The sequence below is a fragment of the Nocardia sp. GCM10030253 genome (genome assembly GCF_042675075.1).
Taxonomy (GTDB): Bacteria; Actinomycetota; Actinomycetes; order Mycobacteriales; family Mycobacteriaceae; genus Nocardia.
In genome coordinates this window covers 605-20,483 of sequence record NZ_JBHTDL010000002.1, presented here as the reverse complement: position 1 = coordinate 20,483, position 19,879 = coordinate 605, and the positions used below count along the sequence as shown (strand labels likewise).

General features: G+C 65.5%; 17 protein-coding genes. 9 read left to right on the top strand and 8 right to left on the bottom strand.

Annotation, left to right across the window (positions count from 1 at the left end; genetic code table 11):
- Positions 1–3,183 carry a tetratricopeptide repeat protein gene (locus ACFQZZ_RS00485; protein WP_378672171.1) on the top strand — a complete coding sequence of 1,061 codons (3,183 nt, stop codon included), beginning with the start codon at positions 1–3 and terminating at the stop codon, positions 3,181–3,183.
- Between the two features lie 435 nt (positions 3,184–3,618).
- Here ACFQZZ_RS00485 and ACFQZZ_RS00480 read toward each other — a convergent pair whose 3' ends face one another.
- A complete protein-coding gene (locus ACFQZZ_RS00480) occupies positions 3,619–4,344 on the bottom strand; it encodes a TetR/AcrR family transcriptional regulator (protein WP_378672168.1) in 726 nt (241 codons plus the stop codon).
- On the opposite strand from ACFQZZ_RS00480, the gene ACFQZZ_RS00475 reads away from it, so the two are divergent.
- From ACFQZZ_RS00475 to ACFQZZ_RS00465, 3 genes are all read left to right on the top strand, one after another.
- Positions 4,343–5,581, top strand: coding sequence for an alpha/beta hydrolase family protein (locus ACFQZZ_RS00475; protein WP_378672165.1), 1,239 nt, complete (start codon positions 4,343–4,345; stop codon positions 5,579–5,581). The two genes, ACFQZZ_RS00480 and ACFQZZ_RS00475, sit on opposite strands and share 2 nt — an antisense overlap.
- A 48-nt stretch (positions 5,582–5,629) precedes the next feature.
- On the top strand, positions 5,630–6,421 hold the full coding sequence (locus tag ACFQZZ_RS00470; protein WP_378672162.1) for a hypothetical protein: 792 nt from the start codon (positions 5,630–5,632) through the stop codon (positions 6,419–6,421).
- Between the two features lie 196 nt (positions 6,422–6,617).
- A complete protein-coding gene (locus tag ACFQZZ_RS00465) occupies positions 6,618–7,547 on the top strand; it encodes a dihydrodipicolinate synthase family protein (protein ID WP_378672159.1) in 930 nt (309 codons plus the stop codon).
- Positions 7,548–7,590: 43 nt separating this feature from the next.
- Here the strand turns inward: ACFQZZ_RS00465 and ACFQZZ_RS00460 are convergent, their stop codons facing one another.
- The 5 genes from ACFQZZ_RS00460 to hrpB all read right to left on the bottom strand — a co-directional run bounded on the left by ACFQZZ_RS00460 (position 7,591) and on the right by hrpB (position 13,992).
- Positions 7,591–8,211, bottom strand: a complete 621-nt coding sequence (locus tag ACFQZZ_RS00460) for an AAA family ATPase (RefSeq protein ID WP_378672155.1) — start codon at positions 8,209–8,211, stop codon at positions 7,591–7,593.
- Between the two features lie 366 nt (positions 8,212–8,577).
- Positions 8,578–9,246: an LppP/LprE family lipoprotein gene (locus ACFQZZ_RS00455; RefSeq protein WP_378672152.1), complete on the bottom strand. Its 669-nt coding sequence runs from the start codon at positions 9,244–9,246 to the stop codon at positions 8,578–8,580.
- 69 nt (positions 9,247–9,315) lie between these two features.
- The gene (locus tag ACFQZZ_RS00450) at positions 9,316–9,447 is read right to left on the bottom strand and encodes a hypothetical protein (RefSeq protein ID WP_378672149.1); all 132 of its coding nucleotides are present in this window, start codon (positions 9,445–9,447) and stop codon (positions 9,316–9,318) included.
- A gap of 37 nt (positions 9,448–9,484) precedes the next feature.
- Positions 9,485–10,936: an amidase gene (locus ACFQZZ_RS00445; RefSeq protein WP_378672146.1), complete on the bottom strand. Its 1,452-nt coding sequence runs from the start codon at positions 10,934–10,936 to the stop codon at positions 9,485–9,487.
- A 614-nt stretch (positions 10,937–11,550) separates the two neighbouring features.
- On the bottom strand, positions 11,551–13,992 hold the full coding sequence (gene hrpB / locus ACFQZZ_RS00440) for an ATP-dependent helicase HrpB (RefSeq protein ID WP_378672143.1): 2,442 nt from the start codon (positions 13,990–13,992) through the stop codon (positions 11,551–11,553).
- Positions 13,993–14,633: 641 nt separating this feature from the next.
- Between hrpB and ACFQZZ_RS00435 the strand changes: the two genes are divergently transcribed.
- The 3 genes from ACFQZZ_RS00435 (at position 14,634) to ACFQZZ_RS00425 (ending at position 17,462) form a co-directional block, all read left to right on the top strand.
- Positions 14,634–15,458: an endo alpha-1,4 polygalactosaminidase gene (locus ACFQZZ_RS00435; protein WP_378672139.1), complete on the top strand. Its 825-nt coding sequence runs from the start codon at positions 14,634–14,636 to the stop codon at positions 15,456–15,458.
- A gap of 234 nt (positions 15,459–15,692) precedes the next feature.
- Complete coding sequence (locus ACFQZZ_RS00430; protein WP_378672136.1) at positions 15,693–16,553, top strand: alpha/beta fold hydrolase; 861 nt, start codon at positions 15,693–15,695, stop codon at positions 16,551–16,553.
- Positions 16,554–16,751: 198 nt separating this feature from the next.
- Positions 16,752–17,462 (top strand): hypothetical protein, encoded by a 711-nt coding sequence (locus ACFQZZ_RS00425; protein WP_378672133.1) that lies wholly within the window; start codon positions 16,752–16,754, stop codon positions 17,460–17,462.
- Here ACFQZZ_RS00425 and ACFQZZ_RS00420 read toward each other — a convergent pair.
- The gene (locus tag ACFQZZ_RS00420; RefSeq protein ID WP_378672130.1) at positions 17,459–17,620 is read right to left on the bottom strand and encodes a hypothetical protein; all 162 of its coding nucleotides are present in this window, start codon (positions 17,618–17,620) and stop codon (positions 17,459–17,461) included. The genes ACFQZZ_RS00425 and ACFQZZ_RS00420 overlap by 4 nt on opposite strands.
- 25 nt (positions 17,621–17,645) lie before the next feature.
- On the opposite strand from ACFQZZ_RS00420, the gene ACFQZZ_RS00415 reads away from it, so the two are divergent.
- Positions 17,646–17,876, top strand: coding sequence for a hypothetical protein (locus ACFQZZ_RS00415; RefSeq protein WP_378672127.1), 231 nt, complete (start codon positions 17,646–17,648; stop codon positions 17,874–17,876).
- Positions 17,877–18,016: 140 nt separating this feature from the next.
- Complete coding sequence (locus ACFQZZ_RS00410) at positions 18,017–18,484, top strand: hypothetical protein (RefSeq protein ID WP_378672124.1); 468 nt, start codon at positions 18,017–18,019, stop codon at positions 18,482–18,484.
- Between the two features lie 861 nt (positions 18,485–19,345).
- On the opposite strand, the gene ACFQZZ_RS00405 is transcribed toward ACFQZZ_RS00410, so the two are convergent.
- On the bottom strand, positions 19,346–19,879 hold a 534-nt coding region (locus ACFQZZ_RS00405), incomplete at its 5' end, for a transposase (RefSeq protein ID WP_378672121.1).

Genomic DNA, 19,879 nt, shown 5'->3' with positions numbered 1-19,879 from the left:
GTGATCCAGACCGGCGACAACTCTCGGGTGGTGCACCTGCCGCCGGAGGCATTCCAACCTATCGCCGAGGTTGACGCCCCTCCCGGGATCGATAATCTGCCTGTGCGGCCAGGCCAGTTCGTCGGCCGCGAAGCCGAGCTACACAGGCTCGATACCGTACTGACCGATCCAGGGCAGGTGGTGGTGCAGGCCGTGCACGGGTTGGGCGGGATCGGCAAGAGCACCCTGGTCGCGCACTGGGCCGCAACGCGCGCCCACGGGCATGCGCCGGTCTTGTGGATCACCGCCGATACCGCGGCTGCCGTCGAGCAGGGCCTCGCGGGCTTCGCCGCCAAGCTGCAGCCCGCACTGGCGCAGGCGCTGCAGATCGAACAGCTCGCCGAGCGGGCTTTGCAGTGGCTGGCCACCCACACCAGATGGCTGCTGATCCTCGACAACGTCGACAATCACGCCTACATCACCGCTGTGCTCGCCCGAGCCGGAACCGGACGCGTCGTGATCACCACCCGACGCTCCTCGGGCTGGCAGCCGGGCACTGCGATCGTGCGCCTGGGTGTGCTCGAGCCGGACGAGTCGCTGCGGCTGCTCATCGGCGTACTCACCGCCGCAGGGCCCCGTGCGGAGGATGGTGCCGTCGAATTGTGTGCTGAGCTGGGATATCTGCCGCTGGCTATCGAGCAGGCCGGTGCGTATATGGCGCAGAACCCGCTCACCACTCCGCGGATCTATCTACAGCTGCTGGCAGACCACCCAGGCGACATGTTCCGTCGGGCGGCTGTCGACACCGATCCCGAGCGGACGATCGCCCGGATCTGGCGGGTGACCATGGACCGCATCGCCGCCACCGACATGGCGGCGGCGGACCTGCTGCGCGCCCTGGCTTGGTACGGGCCAGATGCCATTCCCCTCATCCTGTGCGAGTACTTCGCGAGTCCTCGCTCGCTCAACGCCGCGATCGGGGTGCTGGCCGCCTACAGCATGGTCACCCCGGACCCTGGCACCGCCTCGGTGTCGATCCACCGGCTCGTGCAGGCTGTCGCCCGCACCCCGGACCCCACTGATCCTGATCGCAGCCCCGACGCGATCCAATACTGGCATTCCAGCGCGACGTCCGCCCTGCACAGTGCCCTGCCCAAGGGAAGCCCTGACGATCCCACCAACTGGGCCACATTGCGAGCCCTGCTCCCGCACATCGACGCGCTCGCCGCCCACACCGTCTTCGACACCATCAAGACCGCGGACATCCTCCATAACGCGGCTGTCTTCCTCACCGGCCACGGCCAGCATGCGCGGGCCATCGACTATCTCCAGCGCACGATCTTTGTGCGCCGACATCTCCTCGGTGCCGAACACCTCCACACTCTGGCCACGCACACCGACCTCGCCGCCGCATATCAGGAGGAGGGCCGGAATGAGGAGGCGATCGCGCTGTTCGAGCAGAACCTCAACGACACCGAACGTGTGGCCGGTGATGATCACCCCGATACCCTGCAGATTCGCCACCACCTCGCCCGCGCCTACGCCACGATGGGGCGGATCGACGAAGCAATCACACTGCACGAGCAGAACCTCAACGACCGCGAGCGGGTGCTGGGTACCGACCACAGTGACACCCGCGCCTCCCGCTACGCCCTGACGTTGGCGTATCGGGGAGCGGATCGGATCGCGGAGGCAATCACGCTGGGCGAGCGCAACCTCACCGACGTCGAACGCGAGTACGGTCGTGATCACCTTCGTTTCTTGGCCTCCCGTCACGCCTTGGCCAGCGCATTCGAGGCGGGAGACCGGATCACCGAGGCGATCACACTCTACGAGCAAAACGCCCGCGACGCTGCGCGAGTGCTCGGCCCTGATCACTCCGACACCCTGGCCTTGGGCGAGAGTCTCGCCGATGCCTACAAGGCCGCAGGCCGGATCGCAGAAGCGATCCCGCTCTATGAGCAGAACATCATCGATCACACGCGGGTGCTGGGCGCCGACCATCGCCGCACTCTGCGCTCCCGCACCCTTCTCTCCCACGCATACGAGGTGGCGGGCCGGATCGGCGCGGCGATCCCGCTCTATGAGCAGAACCTCATCCATAGCCAAGGCATGGCCGGTCCTGATCATCCTGACACCTTGATCGCCCGTAAGTCCCTCGCTGACGCCTACAAGTCCGCAGGCCGAATCGAGGACGCAATCACGCAGTACGAGCAGCACCTCACTGACGCACTGCGAGTGCTTGGACCCGACCATCCCGATACTCGGGTCTTTCGCAACGACCTCGCCGGTGCATACAAGTCGGCGGGCCGAATCGAGCATTCGATCACGCTTTACGAGCAGAATCTCACCGACACCGAACGCATGGCCGGTCCTGACCACCCCGATGCCCTGCAAATCCGCTATCACCTGACCTTCGCGTACCTGGCGGCCGACCGGATCGCGGAGGCGATCACGCTGGCCGAGCGCAACCTCATCGATGTGGAGCAGGCGTACGGCCGTGATCGCAACCCTTTTGTATCCGCCCGCCACGCCCTGGGCACCGCATACGAAGCGGGGGGCCGGATCACCGAGGCGATCACGCTCTACGAACAGAACATCTGCGATGCGGCACGGGTGCTCGGTCCCGATCACCCCGACGCCGTGACCCTGGGCGAAAGCCTCGCCGACGCCTATAAGTCCGCAGGCCGGATTACCGAAGCGATCACGCTCTACGAGCAGAACCTCACCGACCACGTGCGGGTGTTCGGTCCCGATCACCCCGAGACGCTGACCTTGGGCGAAAGCCTCGCCGAGGCCTACAAGTCCGCTGGCCGGATTACCGAAGCGATCACGCTTCATGAGCAGAACCTCACCGACCGTGAGCGCGTGCTCGGTGCCGATCATTTCGACACGCTGGCGTCCCGCAACCATCTAGCCAGCGCATACCTAGCGGCAGATCGGCCGCAGGAGGTGATCACGTTGCACGAGCGGACTCTCGGCGGGCACGAAGGGGTGCTCGGCACGGATCATCCCGACACCCTGTACTTCCTCAACAACGTCGCGATCGCGTACCAGTCGACAGGCCGGATCAGAGAGGCGATCACGTTGCTCGAGCAAAACCTCACCGTTTCGGAGCGGGTGCTCGGCCCCGAGGATGCCGCGACTCAAATCTACCGCCGCAACCTCGAACGAGTGCGCAGTCGGCAAGAATCCGAGAAGTGAACCGTTCAGCCACTGACACAATCGTGACGAGAGCTCTGCGACCTGGTGACCCCCCTGGGGCAACCACTGTCATTCTGGTGGCAAGTCACAGCCAGCGAGGTATGGGCGCTGCGGGCAGAGGGCTCGGAAATCTGTGCAGATGACTCCGACCATCGACAGGATCGGCGGGTGCGGTGTTCGACAATGTCGGATACTACTCAGCTGCCCAGCACGGAAATGACTGCGGCCGAGGCTGTTTCGGTTATTCTTCACGCCGCGGCCGCGCGCGGATACCAGATCGTCGTACCTCGTTCGATCGCCCTCGCCGAGCCGCATCGGGTTCGGCACGTACGGCGGGTGACGGGGTGGCGGTATCACCCGAACGCGCACGGTCGTCAGCCCTGTGCCCGTCCGGCGTGCCTGGGACATGGAGAATTCAAGGCCGCCGAGCGGCAGTCAGCTGTCCGAGCCTGCGGGACCAGCACCCGTGGCGTCGAAAGCGCGGAGGGTGCGATGGACGCAATTGCGGATGAAGTCGTCGTCGACGGAGCCGTCGGTGACGAGGACCCGGAGGTATAGCGGGGCGATCGCAAACTCGTTGAACTCCTGCGGATCTGTTCCGTCGGACAGTTCGCCGCGGGCTATCGCGCGTTCGACGATCGCGGCCGAGTGGCCGAAACGCGTTGTCCAGAATCGTTGACCCGCGGCCCGCACATTCGGCGCCGTATCGGCCATCGCGACCTGCACCCGTAACAAAGCGAGCATCGGCGGCCGCATGAGGACCGCAGCGACATCGTGGATCAACTCCGCCAGATCACCGCGCAAGGAGCCGGTGTCCGGCGTGCCGATCTGCTGGGCCATGTGCGCAAGCATCGCGTCGGCAACCAGGTCCTGTTTGTCCTGCCAGCGCCGATAGATCGTCGTCGGGTGGACGCCGGCAATGCGGGCTACGTCCGGGATCTCGAAACCGTAGTACCCGTGCTGCAGCAGCAGGTCGAAAGTCGCCTTGTGCACGGCCCCGACGACGCGCGCGCTGCGCCCGCCGGGCCTGGACCTGCGTTGGGTCTGGGTGCCCTGTCCCTGTGTCACGTCGAAAGCTTGACATCCGAGGGCTACAGCCTCAAACTCCATTAACGCATTTTCGAATGCGTTAAGAATTCGGTTGATGAGGAGCCCCACCATGCACCGACGATCCACGCTCGATAGAAGGCATTTTTTGGCGAGTGGAGCCCTAGCCGCCGGCGCCCTGGCCATGGCCACGGCCGCACCGGCGCGGGCCGAACCCGCGTCCGTGCCCATCCAGCGTTGGCTCGACCGCCCGTTCTTCGACTTCCAACTGCGCCGCCTGCTCGGCGAGGCACCGATGGGCGGCGCGAACCCCGACGAGGTGTCCGCCGCCGTCCAGGCGATCGGACCGTCCCCGAACGCGGAAGCTTGGGTGCGCGAGTTCGCAGCCCTTGGCCACGGGTTGGCCGACCGCGCCAGGGAACTGACCGTCATCGACCCCCTCGCGGCGCGCAGCACGGCCCTGCGGGCGGCCAACTACCTGCGCGCCGCCGAGTTCTTCATCCCACCACTGGGTTCCGCGCTCGATACGAAGATCGCGATGTACCGGCAGGTACGGGAGTCCTTCGCCATGGCAACCCAGGGCTCCCGGGTCGAACGGGTCCAGGTTCCCGAGAATACGGTGCTCGACGCCTACTACGTTCCGCCGGAAGGCGTTGGTACGCAGGATCATCCAGCGGTGGTGTTCTTCGGCGGCCTCGACAGCATCGGCGAGGAGCTCTATCTGTGGGCCGGAAAAGAATTGGCACGTCAGGGAATCGGTGTCCTACTGGTCGACGGTCCCGGCAACGGCGCTTCCCTGCGATTCCGCGACATCCTGTCGCGCTACGACTACGAAGTGGCCACCAAGGCAGCCGTCGATTATCTGGAACAACGCCCCGGAGTCGACCCGGACCGGATCGGCCTGATCGGAATCAGCCTCGGCGGCTACTACGCCGCACGGTCCGCCGCTTTCGAGCGGCGGCTACGGGCCACCGTCGTCTGGGGTGCGATCTGGGACGAATCCGAAATCCTTTCCAGTGGAAGCGATCTGGAGTCCAAGCTATTCCTCGCCCAATACGGGGCATGGGTGTTCGGAGGTGGCAACCCGGCCACGGCGTTCCTCGATGCCCGTAGATTCACGATGGCCCCGGCCGCCCACCTGATCCGTAATCCGATTCTCATCGTCCACGGCGCCGACGACGCGCTCGTGCCCGTGGAGCAGGCCCACAAACTGCACGACGCCATCCAGGCCCCGAAGGCCCTGCACATCGTCCCGTCCGGCCAACCCGGTTCCGCCCACTGTCAAGCCGACTACATTCCCGCCGCTTGGGAGGTCATGATCCCGTGGCTGCTGGACCAGCTGACCGCCTGAGCACCAAACCATTTCATGCCATCCACGCATCACCCAGATGAGGAATCCATGAAAATCCGCAGACCGGTCGTCACCGCACTGCTCGCCACGGCCGCTGTCAGCCTCGCCGCAGCACCAGCCACAGCGGCACCCGAGACGGCCCCGCAGCCCGTGACATACCTAGCGACACTGGCTGACAAATCGGTGGTCACGACCCTCGACCACGGAACATTCGCCGTCACCGAGGACCGCCGGGCCGTCGCTATCCGCGACACCGCAGGACAGATGCTCACCGCACTGCCGCTGACCTTCTCGATCGACGGCCAGCAGCTCCCGGTCCAGCAACAGATCTCCACAGACGGTCGCACACTCACCCTCACGCCCGACACCAACGGCATCCGCCACGACGCATTCCGACCCGTCGCTTCCCCACTCGAAAACCAGCTCGCCATGAACGATCTCATCAACGCGGTGAGCATCGGCACGTCGGTGGGCAGCCTGATCGGAACCGCCATCGGCGCCGTCGTCGGTATCGGTATCGGGTTCGCCCTGGCCGGCGCCTCCTGTGTGATTCTCAGCCTCGGCTGTGTCGTGGCAGTGCTCCCGGTCGTCGGGCTGGGCGGCGCGGTGGGCGGCCTGACCGGACTGGTCCTTGCCGGTGGTCCCACCGCAGCTTTCGCGCTCTACGAATACGTCACCACCCTCGGGTGGGAAGGCCCTCGGCCAGGCTCTCGAGATCGATCCCACGCGACGGTGGCTCGATCACTCCTTGACAGCGTCGGGAGCGCCCGCCGGAACGCTGACCGGCAGCAGCGCCAGCGCATCCGGCGGCCGATCAGACCGGTGGTGGTGGTCAGCTAGGCTCGGCCCCCGTGGCCGTCACCTATCTCGTCATAGGCGCCGCGGGCATCATCGGCGCCGCGGGCATCATCGGCGCGAAATGCGCGCATTTCTTGGTGGAGCAGGAACCGGATGCGTACGCGCGCTCACGATCGACTGGAACCGGCTGCCGACCAGCAGCTGACCCCGGTGTCAACGTGCCGGTACCGAGAAGAGGATGGACTGCGCAGTGCAGGTAGAGGGTTCGTATGCCTCGGCGCGCTCGCCGATCGTGGCGATCCTGACGCCGTTCCAGACCGACGGCCGCATCGACTTCGCGGCACTGGGCGACTACCTGGACCTGCTCGCCGCCAACGGTGTCCGATCAATCCTGGTCAACGGAACCACCGCCGAGTTCGCCAGCCTCACCGGCACCGAACGGTGCTCGATTGTCGAGTACTGCCGTGGTCGATGGCCCGGCGAGCTGATCGCCCACATCGGCTCCACCGCCATCGGTGAAGCCATCACACTGGCGCGCCACGCCCATGATCACGCAGACCGGCTTGCCGCGATCAGCCCCTACTTCTTCGCCGATGCCCCCGAAGCCGGAGTCGAGCAGTACTTCACCGACCTGATCACGACCACGGCACTGCCGGTGCTGCTCTACAACTTCCCACGCCACACCCAGAACCCACTGAGCCCGGATCTTGTGGCGCGGTTGGCCACCCGGTTTCCGCAACTGTGCGGGATCAAGGACTCCGGAAAAGACCTGGCGATCACCCAAGCTTTCAAGGCCCGCTGCCCGGATCTCCAAGTGTTCATCGGCGATGACCGCATCGGCGCGCAGGTAACCGAGATCGGTGTCGACGGCGTTGTCACCGGCGCGGGCGGCCCGGTCGCCGAGCTACCGGTCGCCATCGCGGCCGCCGCTCGCACCGGAGATCAGGCCCGCGCCGACTCCCTGCAACGCAACTTCGACCTCTACAGCGATACCCGTAAATCCATCCCCGTCACCGATATATCCTTCGCCAAAGCCGCACTCGCACAACGCCTTCCCGGCTTCCCGTCACACATGCGGCCGCCGCTGTCGGCCGCGACGGCCGAACAATATCAACAAGTTCGTGGCTTCATGCGCGACATCATGATCGATATCCTCGAGTCCATCTGAGCCGATCAACCAGACAGCGCTCCCCTGCGGTCGATCTTCGCCGTCAGTTGCTGATAACGACATCAACGACATCGTGCGCGATCTCGCGTAAACCGCTGTCGAGGACAGCAGACCGGTAAGCGTCCCAGTCGGCGAGCTTCGGCGCGTCGCGCTCGGCGCCGCGGTCGATCATCCGCTCCTTGACCCGCCCAGCCGGACTGTCGAGCCATATCGTGTGCACTACAAGCGAATCCGGTGTCCGGGTTCGCCCCCGCAGGTGCTGCCCCAATCGCAACCCGGCGACGGCTGCTTCGCGAATCACCGATAGGAACGGCGCATCCAGGACCACGGGGTGACAGATCCCGATTCCCAACCCCATGCGGATCAGCCCGTCGTAGACCCCCGGCGACACCACCGACCGATACACCTCGCTGTCACGATCGAACGGATCGCCACCCAATGCGCGCATCACATCCTGCTCGAGACGCGGCGCGAAACTGTCCTTATCCAACACAATCGCCTGCACCTGAGCAGCGAGATACGTTGCGGCCGTGGACTTGCCAGAACCAGGAAACCCACAGACCACAACCACACCCCGCCCGTTCAGCGTTGCGGCCACATCATCCAACGCCGCCGTCACCGCCTCCGGGAGCACACCCACCTGATCACCTTGCCGTGCCTGCACGACGGTGATCCTATTTTGAGCGCGATGCTCGTAGTCGGAATCCGGCTGATCGCGGGCGGCAATTTCGGCATCCCGAACACGCCGCACGAGCGGTTCGCGGCGTCCCTGCCCGCCTAAGCCGATCTCGGGCTCAGCCCGCACGATGTCATCGACATGGCCACCAGCTGCGCCGTCGAAGCCCTCCGCCCCAGGCAGGTGAAAGGTCGCTCACCTGATCGCCGTGCGCGGCGACCCGACCACCGATCTGGACGCTCCCAACCGATCGCGGACCAATCTATCTAATAACTTTGGGACACAGAAGCACTCATTTGACAACTCGCCGAAACATCGGCGCTCAACCTCGCAACGACCACTTCAAAACACGCCCTAGCGGTGAGCGCCGGGATTGGCGACCTCATCCGGGATCGACGGGTTCGGCATGACCTTGCGGCCGTCCGAGCCGAGGGTGTAGGTGATGACCACCGGACCGCCCGAGGGGCAGCAGTTGGCATCGTTGCCTGTCAGCCAGCGATAGCGCACCTGGACACCGCGGTCGGAGGAGTCGACCACGCTCGTGTACGACGTCGCCTTCAGTGTCGCGGTGCCGAGATACCCGTCGTGGTTGAAGAACAGCACATGGTAGGGCGAGCTGGCCGTGCCGCCCGGCGTTGCCGCAAGCACCCAGAGCAGCTGAGGGCAGGAGCCGACAGGCGCGTCGGTGGCGCTGTCGATGATGTACGGGGCACCGCCCACCGAGGGGCCGATCGATGTGATCGCGCTGTTGACCACACCCGAGTTCAGATCGACGCACCTGCCTTTACCTGCGGTGGCAGGGGCGTCATTGGCCTGCGTGCGCGTCGTCGTCGGCGACCGCTGCGCCGGTGTGTCCTGGGTCGAGTCCGAACTAGTCGGTGCGGCGGTGACGGACGCGGTGGCCGGGCCCGATGCACCGGGCGTCGGCTGTCCGGTCACCGATGGCGTCGCGGTGCTCTGACATCCCGCGACCGCACCGGTCACCAAGATCGCCGCGAAAACCGTACCGATGATCCTTCTCATTCGAATTCCTCCCGAATTGGCTCTGCTGGGAAGGTCGGATCCGGGAGGGTTGCTGTTACACCCCGAATTCTATGGGCTTGCTCCGGCATCGCACGAAAGGTCGTCTCTGCCAAGGAAATTGCCGACACCGAGCCATTCACTGTTCGAGTGCCGGTCGACGTCATCGACCGTGTTCTGTGCGACCAGCTTGTCGTTCGTCATCCGCACCTCGTCCTCGCAGGACACCCGGTAGTGCGCCCTACTTCGGTGCCTGGAAGCCGCCGATCTGCTGCTCGAGCAGTTCGGCCAGCCGCAGCGGGGTGCGGTCCTCGAACATCGGACCTATGAGCTGCACTCCCACCGGCAGCCCCTCGGGGGACCGGCCCGCGGGTATGGCGGTGGCAGGCAGGCCGGGCATGGTGGCCACACCGGCCCAGACGAGCTGGTCGAAGTACGGGTACTCGACGCTGTCGATGTCGATGTGCCGGTTCTCCAGACCTCCGTTGTGGTCGTGCGGGAAGGCGGGAGTGGGCGTGATGGGGCACACCACGGCATCGAACTCGGCGAAGAGCTGCCGCCAGCCGTGGCGGTGGAGTTCGCGACGGTTGTTCGCCTCGACCCAGTCGCGGTGGCTGAGCACCATGCCGCGCAGCCGCGCCGCATCGAGACTCCGGTCGTCCGCGCTCAGGGCGGCGGCGTGGGTCTGCAGCTGTTCGTACACGTCGACGGAAATACCTGCGGCGGCGTTCGACAGCATCAGCAGCATGTAGAGCGTCGCCGCTTCGGTCGGATCGGGCAGCAGCGGACTGCGCCGTTCGACGCGGGCGCCCTCGTCGACGAGCGCCTCGGCGACCCGGTTCACGCCCGCCCGCACCGCCGATCCGGTCGGAATGAGCGGATGGTCCTCGATGATCAGGACACGGAAGTCCGACAGCCGCTCGTGGCGCGCGGGCGGCAGTGCGACGTCGTAGGCGACGCCGTGGGTCAGCGGGTCCGGTCCGGCCATCACGTCGAGCAGCAGCGCGAGATCGCGGGCGGTGCGCGCCATCGGGCCGACGACGGCGAGGTCGAGGTCGATCGGCAAGGCTGGCGCGGGCGGCGCGACCATGCCGCGGGTCGGCGCCAGCCCGAGTGTCGGCTTGTGCGCGTAGACACCGCAGAAATGCGCGGGGGTGCGCAGCGAACCGGCGAGGTCGGAGCCGATGGACAGCGCGCCGAATCCGGACGCCAGGGCCGCCGCCGATCCGCCGGAGGATCCACCCGACGTGCGGCCGTGATCCCACGGATTGTTGGTGGTGCCGTAGATCTCGTTGAAGCTCTGGATATCTCGCAGCATCAACGGCACATTGGTCTTACCGAGCAGCACCGCGCCGGCCGCCTTCAACCGCGACACCTGTACCGCGTCCTCGGCCGGCACATAGTTCGCGTGCTGCGGCATGCCCCAGGTCGTGGGCAGCCCGGCCATGTTGTAGGACTCCTTGACCGTCACCGGAATACCGAGCAGCGGCCGGTCCTCGCCGCGGGCGCGCGCCTGGTCGGCACGGCTTGCGGCGGCCCGCGCACGGTCGAAATCCGGCACACAGATCGCGTTGATCACCTTGTCGTCCCGCTCGATACGAGCGATCGCCTCCTCGGTCAGTTCCACCGAGGTCACCTCACCGGCCCGCAACGCCGCCGACAGTTCTTCTGCCGACTGAAGATTCCATTCCATGAATCCGACGGTATCGGCGCGCCGCAGAAGCCATAAAATGCCGATTCACACAACGGGAAAGTCGAACAGGCCGCCGAAGTCACGCACTCGTTCTGCCTTCGTAGAAGGTCTGCCCCAGGTCGCAGTGTCGACAGTGGACCAACTCCACTGGCACAAGCCATGAAATGCCGCTTCGTGCAACGGGATGGATGTCTCAATACTCATCATGTTTCCCCCGGCCACAGACTATTCGCCCGACCGCTGGCGATGGCGACGCGCGGCGGGATCGGTGTCGGCCTGAAGTTCAGGAGACCTTCATCAGACACCCGCGCGTACTTCGCAAGGCTGCGAACCGAGGTATGCCCAGACAGCTTCATCAGCACCGGCGTGGACGCGCCCTCTCCGCAGCGTGGGTCAACCGCGAGTGCCGCAGCTGGTGCAAGGTACAGGGGCCGTCGTCGTAATGGCCGGTGTGAGCCTCGAACAACTCGGCCGCGCGCCGGTATGACAGCCGCGCCCGTCCGGTCGACGGGTCGACATCATTCTTCGCCACCGACGAGCGGGCCTTGCGGTCGGTAAGGAACACCGGCCCCGACTTTCGGAGCCAAACGAGGGGTCAGCGCGCGGGGTCTTGGCTAGCCGCGGCCCGCGTTGCGGGCCGTGCCGCGGTGGGCGGGCACGGTGGCGGGGTCTTCCGGCCAGGCGTGTTTGGGGTAACGGCCGCGGAGATCGGCACGGACTTGGGGCCAGCCCGTGCGCCAGAAGGATGCCAGATCCGCGGTGACTGCGACCGGGCGTTGGGCGGGCGAGAGCAAGTGCAGCACGATCGGGACGCGGCCATGGGCCAGGCGTGGTGCGTCTGTCCACCCGAAAACTTCCTGTACTTTGACCGCGAGCACCGGCGGGTCGGTCGAGTAGTCGAGGCGGGGGCGACTGCCGGAGGGGACCTCTAGGCGTTCCGGCGCCAGTTCGTCCATACGGGCGGCGTCCGGCCAGGGCAGCAGGCGGTGCAGCGCTGGTCCGGCGTCGATGCGTTCGAGGTCGGCGCGGCGGCGGGCGGTGGCGAGTTCGGGGCCGAGCCAGGTGTCGGCGGCGGCGAGCAGTGACTCGTCATCGACCGGCGGCCAGGGGGCGCCGAGGGTGCGGTGCAGGAAGTCGAGGCGCTGACGTAAGGCGATCGCATCGGAATCCCAGCGCAGCAGGCCGACACCGGTCGAGCTCAGTCCACGACGCACCGCGGCGCCGAGCAATTGGCGATCAGGATCACGAATCAGCTTCTCCGACAACACGATCGCCCCCAGTCGTTCAACCCTCCTGGCAACCACATCGCCGTCGATCCAATCGACCTCGTCGACGGTCGTGAGCAGACTCGATGCGGCACGGCGGGCCAGTTGTTCATCGGCGACCGCAGCCAACCGTATCCACCCGTCGGAACGACCCGGATCGCGCGTCGCGACGCCGACCGCCAGCCACTCCGCATCGCCTATTCCGGAACCGGTCGGCAGCGTCACCGCAGTGCCGCCAACCATGAGATAGCTCGCCGACCCCGGGCCGCGTCGTCGCGCCAGCCGCTCCGGATGAGCCAGGGCGACAACGAAAGCCGGATCATCGACCCCGTCCGACGCCTCGACCAATCGTGCCAGCCGCTCGACCTCCCGCCGCCAGCGCGCCGGCCGCTCGCGCCGCAGCATACGCAGCCCGGCCGTGAGATCGACTCCGCAGGTAAGGGTGTCGTCGTCGAGGACGGCGACAACTTCCGCAGCCGCCCGCGCACCGACCTCGGCCGCCCCATCGAGCAACGCCCGCGCCAACCGAGGATGCAGCCCGATCCGGGCGATGCGCCGCCCACGCTCGGTCACATCACCGTCTCCCTTCACGGCCCCCAACGCGCGTAATACATCCCGGCCGGCAGCCAACCCACCGGGCGGCGGAGCATCCCACCAGGCGAGGCCATGGCCATCGGCCGTGCCCCAACACGCCAGTTCCAACGCCAACCGCGTCAGATCCGCCGTCCGAATCTCCGGCTCCGGATAGGCAGGTAACGTGCCGTGCTCGTATTCCGGCCAGCATCGCCACACCCGCCCCGGTGCCTCACGCCCGGCCCGCCCGGCGCGCTGCTCGGCCACCGCCGCCGAAACTCGAACTGTCGCAAGGCCGGACAACCCCCGCCCCCGATCGATGCGTGGCACCCGAGCCAGTCCCGAATCCACCACCGCCCGCACCCCGGGCACCGTCAAACTGGACTCCGCCACCGCCGTGGACAACACCACTCGCCGCCGCGGCCCGGGCCGCAACGCCGTGTCCTGCCCCGCAGCGGAAAGTCTGCCATGCAACGGAACAATATCCACGCCGTCCACGCCGTCCAGAAGTGCTGTCGTCCGGCGGATTTCGGCTGCCCCGGGCAGGAAGACCAGCACGTCACCCTCGGTTCCGGCGAGCGCGGCCCGGGTGGCGCGCGCCACCTGCGCTTCGACCCGCTCCCGCGGCAACGACGGAACATACGTCATGTCCACCGGATAGGTCCGACCCTGGACCTGCACGACCGGCGCCGCACGATCCCCACCCAAAAGCACCGAAAGCCGTTCGGCCGCAACAGTCGCCGACGTAGCAAGCACCCGCAGATCCGGCCTCAACCCAGCCCGAGCATCGAGCAGCAACGCCAACAACAGATCCGCGTCGAGATGCCGCTCATGACACTCGTCGAGGACAACCACATCAACCCCCGCCAACTCGGGATCGCCCTGCAACCGTCGCACCAGCAACCCCGACGTGACGACCTCGACCCGAGTCTCCCGCCCGACTCGCCGATCTCCTCGGACCGAGTACCCGACGGTCTCCCCCACCGACTCCCCCAGCAAAGCGGCCATCCGCCCAGCCGCGGCTCGAGCCGCCAACCGTCGAGGCTCAGCCACCAGCACCCGCCCCGCAGTCCCCGCCGCCAACGCCAACGGCACCAACGTCGTCTTCCCGGTTCCCGGCGGCGCGACCAGCACAGCAGTTACGCGCTCGGCCAACGTCTCGACAATACGATCGAGAACGCCACGGACCGGTAGATCAGGAAGCTCAGGCAGTTTCATTACCAACCAGTCTGCGGCCTCGGCTCCAATCAACGACGCGCTACCCCATCGCACGGATACCGTCACGGACTGCGATTGGACGCTTCGTATTGTGTGCGAATCTGTCACAAATCAGGTTCAGGCGGTCCGGTCGGTAACCAGACATCCACAGCCTCGACCTCCGAGACGCTGTTGTGCGGCCGCTGACCCGCACGCTAGGCGCGGGCTGGTCGAATGGGGTCGGTGGAGCAACACCGATTTGGTCCCGCACCCCTGACCGCAGCGAGGCCCTACCCGCTGAGCTTGTCGAGTAGGAAGTCCTCGGCGACGCAGGATGCTTGTTGGAACTGCTCCTCGTGCACCGCGAAGTGAGATCCGGGGATCAGAGCCCGCTGTTTGGGTTCCAATGCCTCGGCATAGCTCTCTGCCCCATGCGCGGATCGCCATGGAGCCGGGTCTGCATCAAGTTATCTCGACATCCTACTGGCGACAAAGTCACCCGTATAGCGGTCGAGCTGCCACCGATCTCGGGGCTTTGACGGAGCTGGCCGGTGATGGTTGTATCTGCCTGTGCCTGAAGGGTTTCCGGCATGGTGCGTGATGGATCTTCGGCCGGTGAAGCCCGTCGGACCGAGCCGTCATCGAGGAACGAAAAGGGGCTTGTGATCACCACTTCCACCGCACGCATTCGTCGCCGCTCGGCGACCGCACTAGCGGGCGTTGCCGCGGCCACCAGCATCGTTGCGCAGCAGGCCGGTACCGCGGGCGCTGCACCGGCGATAACCCTGCCTCCGATACATGCCGGGTTCGACTACCAGATCACCAGTCCTTACGATCCGCCGGCGGGAGTCACGGTCGTCAGTCGCGATCACAGCGCCGAGCGGGCCGATGGGTTGTACAACATCTGCTACGTGAACGGCTTTCAGGTCCAGCCCGAGGCGGAGAGCGAGTGGCCGGAGGACCTATTGCTGCGCGACAAGGACGGCAAGGTCGTCTACGACACGAGGTGGAAGGAGGCGCTGCTGGACATCCGCACAGCCGAGAAGCGCACCCGTATCGCGGACAAAGTCAACCAGTGGATCGACGAGTGCGCGAACAAGCGTTTCAATGCCGTCGAGGTCGACAACTATGACAGCTACAGCCGATCGAAGGAGCTGCTGACCACCGACCAAGCGGTCATCTTCATCGCGATGCTCGCCAAGCACTCGCACGACCGCGGCCTGGCCATCGGCCAGAAGAACGGCGCCGAACTCGTGGACAAAAGGACCGCTGCCGGACTGGATTTCGCGGTGTCCGAAGAATGCGGTGACACTGCGGAGTGTGGTGTCTACGCGACGGCATACGACAACCACGTCATCGATATCGAATACACCGAACCAGGCCTGTCGGCGGCGTGCGAAGGCTACGCAAGCAGGCTGAGCATCGTGCTCAGGGATGTCGACGTCTCCACTCCGGGTGATCCCGGCTACGTCCGGAAGACGTGCTGAACCGGCGAAAGCGCACACCATGGTCGAATTCTGTTAGTAGTCAACACGTTTCATATGCAACGGCATCGAGCCGGTCCACGGATTCGACCGAGGGTGGAGGTTCGCCTCCGCCCTCGGGTGCAGACGGAACCCGCTCGCGGCACGATGCCAGGAGGGCGGGTGCGTCGGTACGCTCGCCGGATATCGCCGCGCGGTATCACGGCGCGATGGATTCTAGTGAGGAGGCGGCCGCCGATGGGCTCGATCACTTCGAGGCCGCTGAGCTGCCACGGCGTCACCGGGACGGTATTGCAGGCCGGTGATGTGGGGGCGAGCGAGGCTGTGGTGTTTCTGCACGGATCGCCTGGATGTGCAGCCGATTGGAGCGAATTTCTGGATCGCACCGGGGATTTCGCGCGTGCGGTCGCCTTCGATATGCCGGGATTCGGATCGGCGCGCACCTTTCCCGGATTCGACCATCGCGTCGAAGGGGACTACCGCACTTTTCTCGGTGCGGCCTTCGACGAACTCGGTATCGCCAGGGTACATCTGGTCGCCCACGATTTCGGTGTGCCATGGGGATTGGCGTGGGCGGCCGCTCACCCGGACAGGCTCGCCTCATTGACGCTGCTTAACGCCGGTGCCATGCCGGACTATCGGTGGCACACCTACGCGCGCATCTGGCAGACCCCTCTGCTCGGCGAATTCGTACAAATGGTCGGTAACCGAATAGGAATGCGCCTGCTGTTGCGTCGCGCCAATCCACGACTGCCCGTCGATTTCATCGACCGTATGTACGACAACTACGACGCCCACACCCGCCGCACCGTCCTCGCCCTCTACCGGGCCGCGCGAGATCCGGCGTCCATGCTGGCCGGATCCCTGCCGACCCTGCCCACCGACATTCCCACCCTGGTCCTGTGGGGTGGTGCGGATCCGTGGCTGCCCGCCCGCCACGCCCATCTCCAGTCGATGATCTGGCCGGACAGCCGGGTCGAGGTCCTGCCGGGTCTGGGCCACTGGCCCTTCGCCGATGATCCCGTGGCCGTCGCCGACCACCTCATCCCTTTCCTGCGCCGACACTACGGATTTCGAGCCCATGACCATTCGGAATGAGCGCACCCGAACGCGCGCTGTTACCTCGCTCTCGACCGAGAGTTACCTATGGGGTGGACTAACCCTCGACACGAGCATCGACGAGCCCGCGATACACATAGCAAACGTCAGTTCGTCACTCACGTATGCCGAATGCCGAGCGCAGCATCGCGCGAAGTGAGAGCATTGCCGACGTCTGCGACGGATACGGAGATAGCGATGAGCGATCTTGGTACTGACGGTGGTAAGACAATCGACGACCCGTTGGGTCCGGACACAGGCCAAGCGATTGCGGAGCCGATGTCGCAGGCCGACGTCATGTGGGGTGCGTCGATGGAAGTCCGCAATGTTCGCGCGCGCGGCCCCATGGTGCTCCCCCAAGATACAGGGCAAATCCAACGTTCGCCGGTCCGAAGGCGCCAGTTGAGTCGGCGTGCCCGGCTGCGCGCCGAGCTCGATGATGTCCTGGGTACACCTCCGAGGGACGAACGGGCCGCATTGGTAAATCTGGTGGCCGAGGCAGACCTTCACGCCTTCGACCTTCGGCGGTCGAGCAAACGCTGGGGACGCGCCTACTTCATACTCGGGCTGCCTGCGGCGATCCTGGCCGGGATCGCTGGTGCCGCTGGCCTCTCTTCGGAACAGTTTCGAGTCACGGCCGCGATCATCGCACTTGTCTCGGCGGGACTGTCGGCTGCTGCAACGTTCCTCAACAGCGAGGATCGCGCATCGACAGCAAACACGCTCGGTGCCGCATGGCAGGAACTTGCCGATGACAGCCGGATGGAAGTCCTGAAGTTCGCACGCACCCATCCAGACGGCCCGAACGAGATCGGCGATGTTTTGCTTCACCTCCATCGAAGGAAGAGCCGGTTGCTCCGAGGCGCGCTGCCGAGCCACGATCAGGGCGATACCCCGGAGGCAGATTAGATCTGCTCGTCGAGCTCCTTCGGGATCACCGTGCACATGGTCGGCGGCGTCGACCCGGGCAGGTGCAGGGAGATGAAGTTCAACAGCGCGTCGCGGTCGGCCAGGTGACAAGGCTGCGACCCGCTCAGTGATGGCCGTGGGGTGTGTGTCTCGGGCAACGGAGAGTGGTCCGGCGAGTTCGGCTTGCGCTTTCCAAGTCTCTACCGCCGCAACGGCAAACAACCATCCGAACGCTTCGATACCTTTGACGCGGCCGAGCGATGGAAGTCGATCCTGGACCTCGTCGGCGTCGGTGAAGTCTTGCGGATCCTCTATGCCGAGCAGGACGCCGAGGACCTGCCGCCCACGGTCCTCCTCGGCCCGGGTTGGGTATTCCCGCATAAGGGAAGGCGAGCCGGCGGTGCACTACGCTGATAATTTGGCGCCCCTAGTGGGGCACACGTTTTCGTAGCGAGTGCCCCACTTACTACGATCGTGTGGCCTGCCGGTGGCACACATAGGGTGACAAGGTCATTCGTTGGGAATCTGATAAATCTGATATCGAAAGGTCTGACATGCCCATCGGTTCGTTATCACGTGTCCTGTCTTGCGTTTTCGCCACTGCAGCACCACTGCTCTTGATCGCACCGGCTGCTCTTGCGGCCCCGGACAGCCCTTACAGCTGCTCGGGCTCATTTCTGTCGAGCGATGGCTCCGCGGAAGTAGAGTCCTGTATTTACGCCGAGAATGGGGTACCCAGGGCATTTGGCGGCCTCACGATCAAAAATGGGGCCATCACGCCCGAAACTGATTGCACCATGGTTGTGAAGGTTGTGGATTACAACGCGTATGAGACCGGGGCGAACGAAGAGGTCGCGACCAGTGGCCCATTTCGTTGCATCAACGGGAGGTATCCCTCCCCGCCGTTGACTGTGGACAAGGCACTGGCGAAGCCGGGGCATCGCTATCGCAGTTTCACCGAGGTCACCAAAGACGGCCAAGGGATTGCTCGTATCTACAGCCCGGACCTGGTTTTGCCGTAGCATCCGAGCTTGTTTTCAGCGCAAGTTTCGAGGCGCGTCGGGATCTGCCGATGCTGCTGAACCAGTGGGCCAATGTCGCCCGGTGGGAGATGAGGCCGCGAATGTTCTTGCGCACCACCGAGTTCCTGTGACACAAAGGCCACACCGCGCATGCCGATGAGCAGCAAGCGCGAGGAGATGCTGCTCGCGCTGGGCATCTACAGGAGGTGGCGCGCGAGTACGCGGCGATGCCGGTAGTGCATGGCGCAGTAGACACCCGGTGAGCGGTTCGCGGTCTCGACGATGACGATCGAGTCGATGATGTGCGACGGTAAAGGCTTGCAGGCCTGCACATCGCACTACATGGGCACGAATTTCGCGACAGCGTTCGGCATCCGCTATGCCAGCATGGAAGGGTGAGAAGCGTTGTGCCACACCACGTGCTGGGACACCCGAATACTCGGCGGGATCGTGAGACTCACACAATGATCGGGGCCTGGTACCGGCGCCCTATCAGGTGGTGATCGTGCCGACCATCCGCGGCAACGGCGCGGACGTGGTGGCGGCTGCACAGACGCTGGCCGAGGGGCTGCGCAGGGCCGCCGCGGACGGGCCGTTGCGTGCGCTGTGACGCACCGGCCGGCTACGGCAAGCGGGTGATCTTCTCCCGCGCTTACGGAACCGAGGTTTCAGGTCAGAGTATTTGTCCAGCACGGCAAGGCTTTTCGATCGTCCGTATCCGTATGGTCCCCGGCCTGCGGCGGGCACGGTCAAGTCATCGGTCTCGAATCCGTTGACCCACACCGTGCCCACTCGCAGCCGTTCAGCCAGCCCTGATGCCGCCTATCGCGTGTCCGGCGAACGTCCGCTTCTGGCACCCCTCTATGTCAAGAGGGCGGTTGTTTGGGGCGTAGTCTCGCTGGTGGCGGGTTCGGGAAGTGACTTGTCCGAAGTGTCGATCGTTGGGGTTGAGTCGGCCGCGCTGGATGTCAGAGACGCCCCCGAATGTCCTCCCGGGCTCGCCCCTGAGCGTTGGTGGGCGTCGCGGAGGAGTTGTTTGTAAACCACGTCGGATAGGTGTCGTTTGAGGCAGCGTAGTGCTTCCATCGGTGTCTTCCCGGCGGCGAGTTTGCGTCGGTAGTAGGCGCGGCCCGGGGTGTCGTTGCGTAATTGCACGATGGCCATGATGTGCAGGACGCGGTTGATTCGCCGGTTCCCGGTGCGGGACAAGCGATGTCGTTGGTTGTCGCCGCTGGAGGCATCGATGGGGGCGGTGCCGTTCCAGGAGGCGAACCGGCCAGCGTTGGGGAACCGGTGGATGTCGCCGATGTCGCCGAGCAGTCGTGCCGCTCCCGAAGGGCCGATGCCGTAGAGGTTCATCACGCTGGTGCCGGTTTCGGCGAGTAGTTCGGTGAG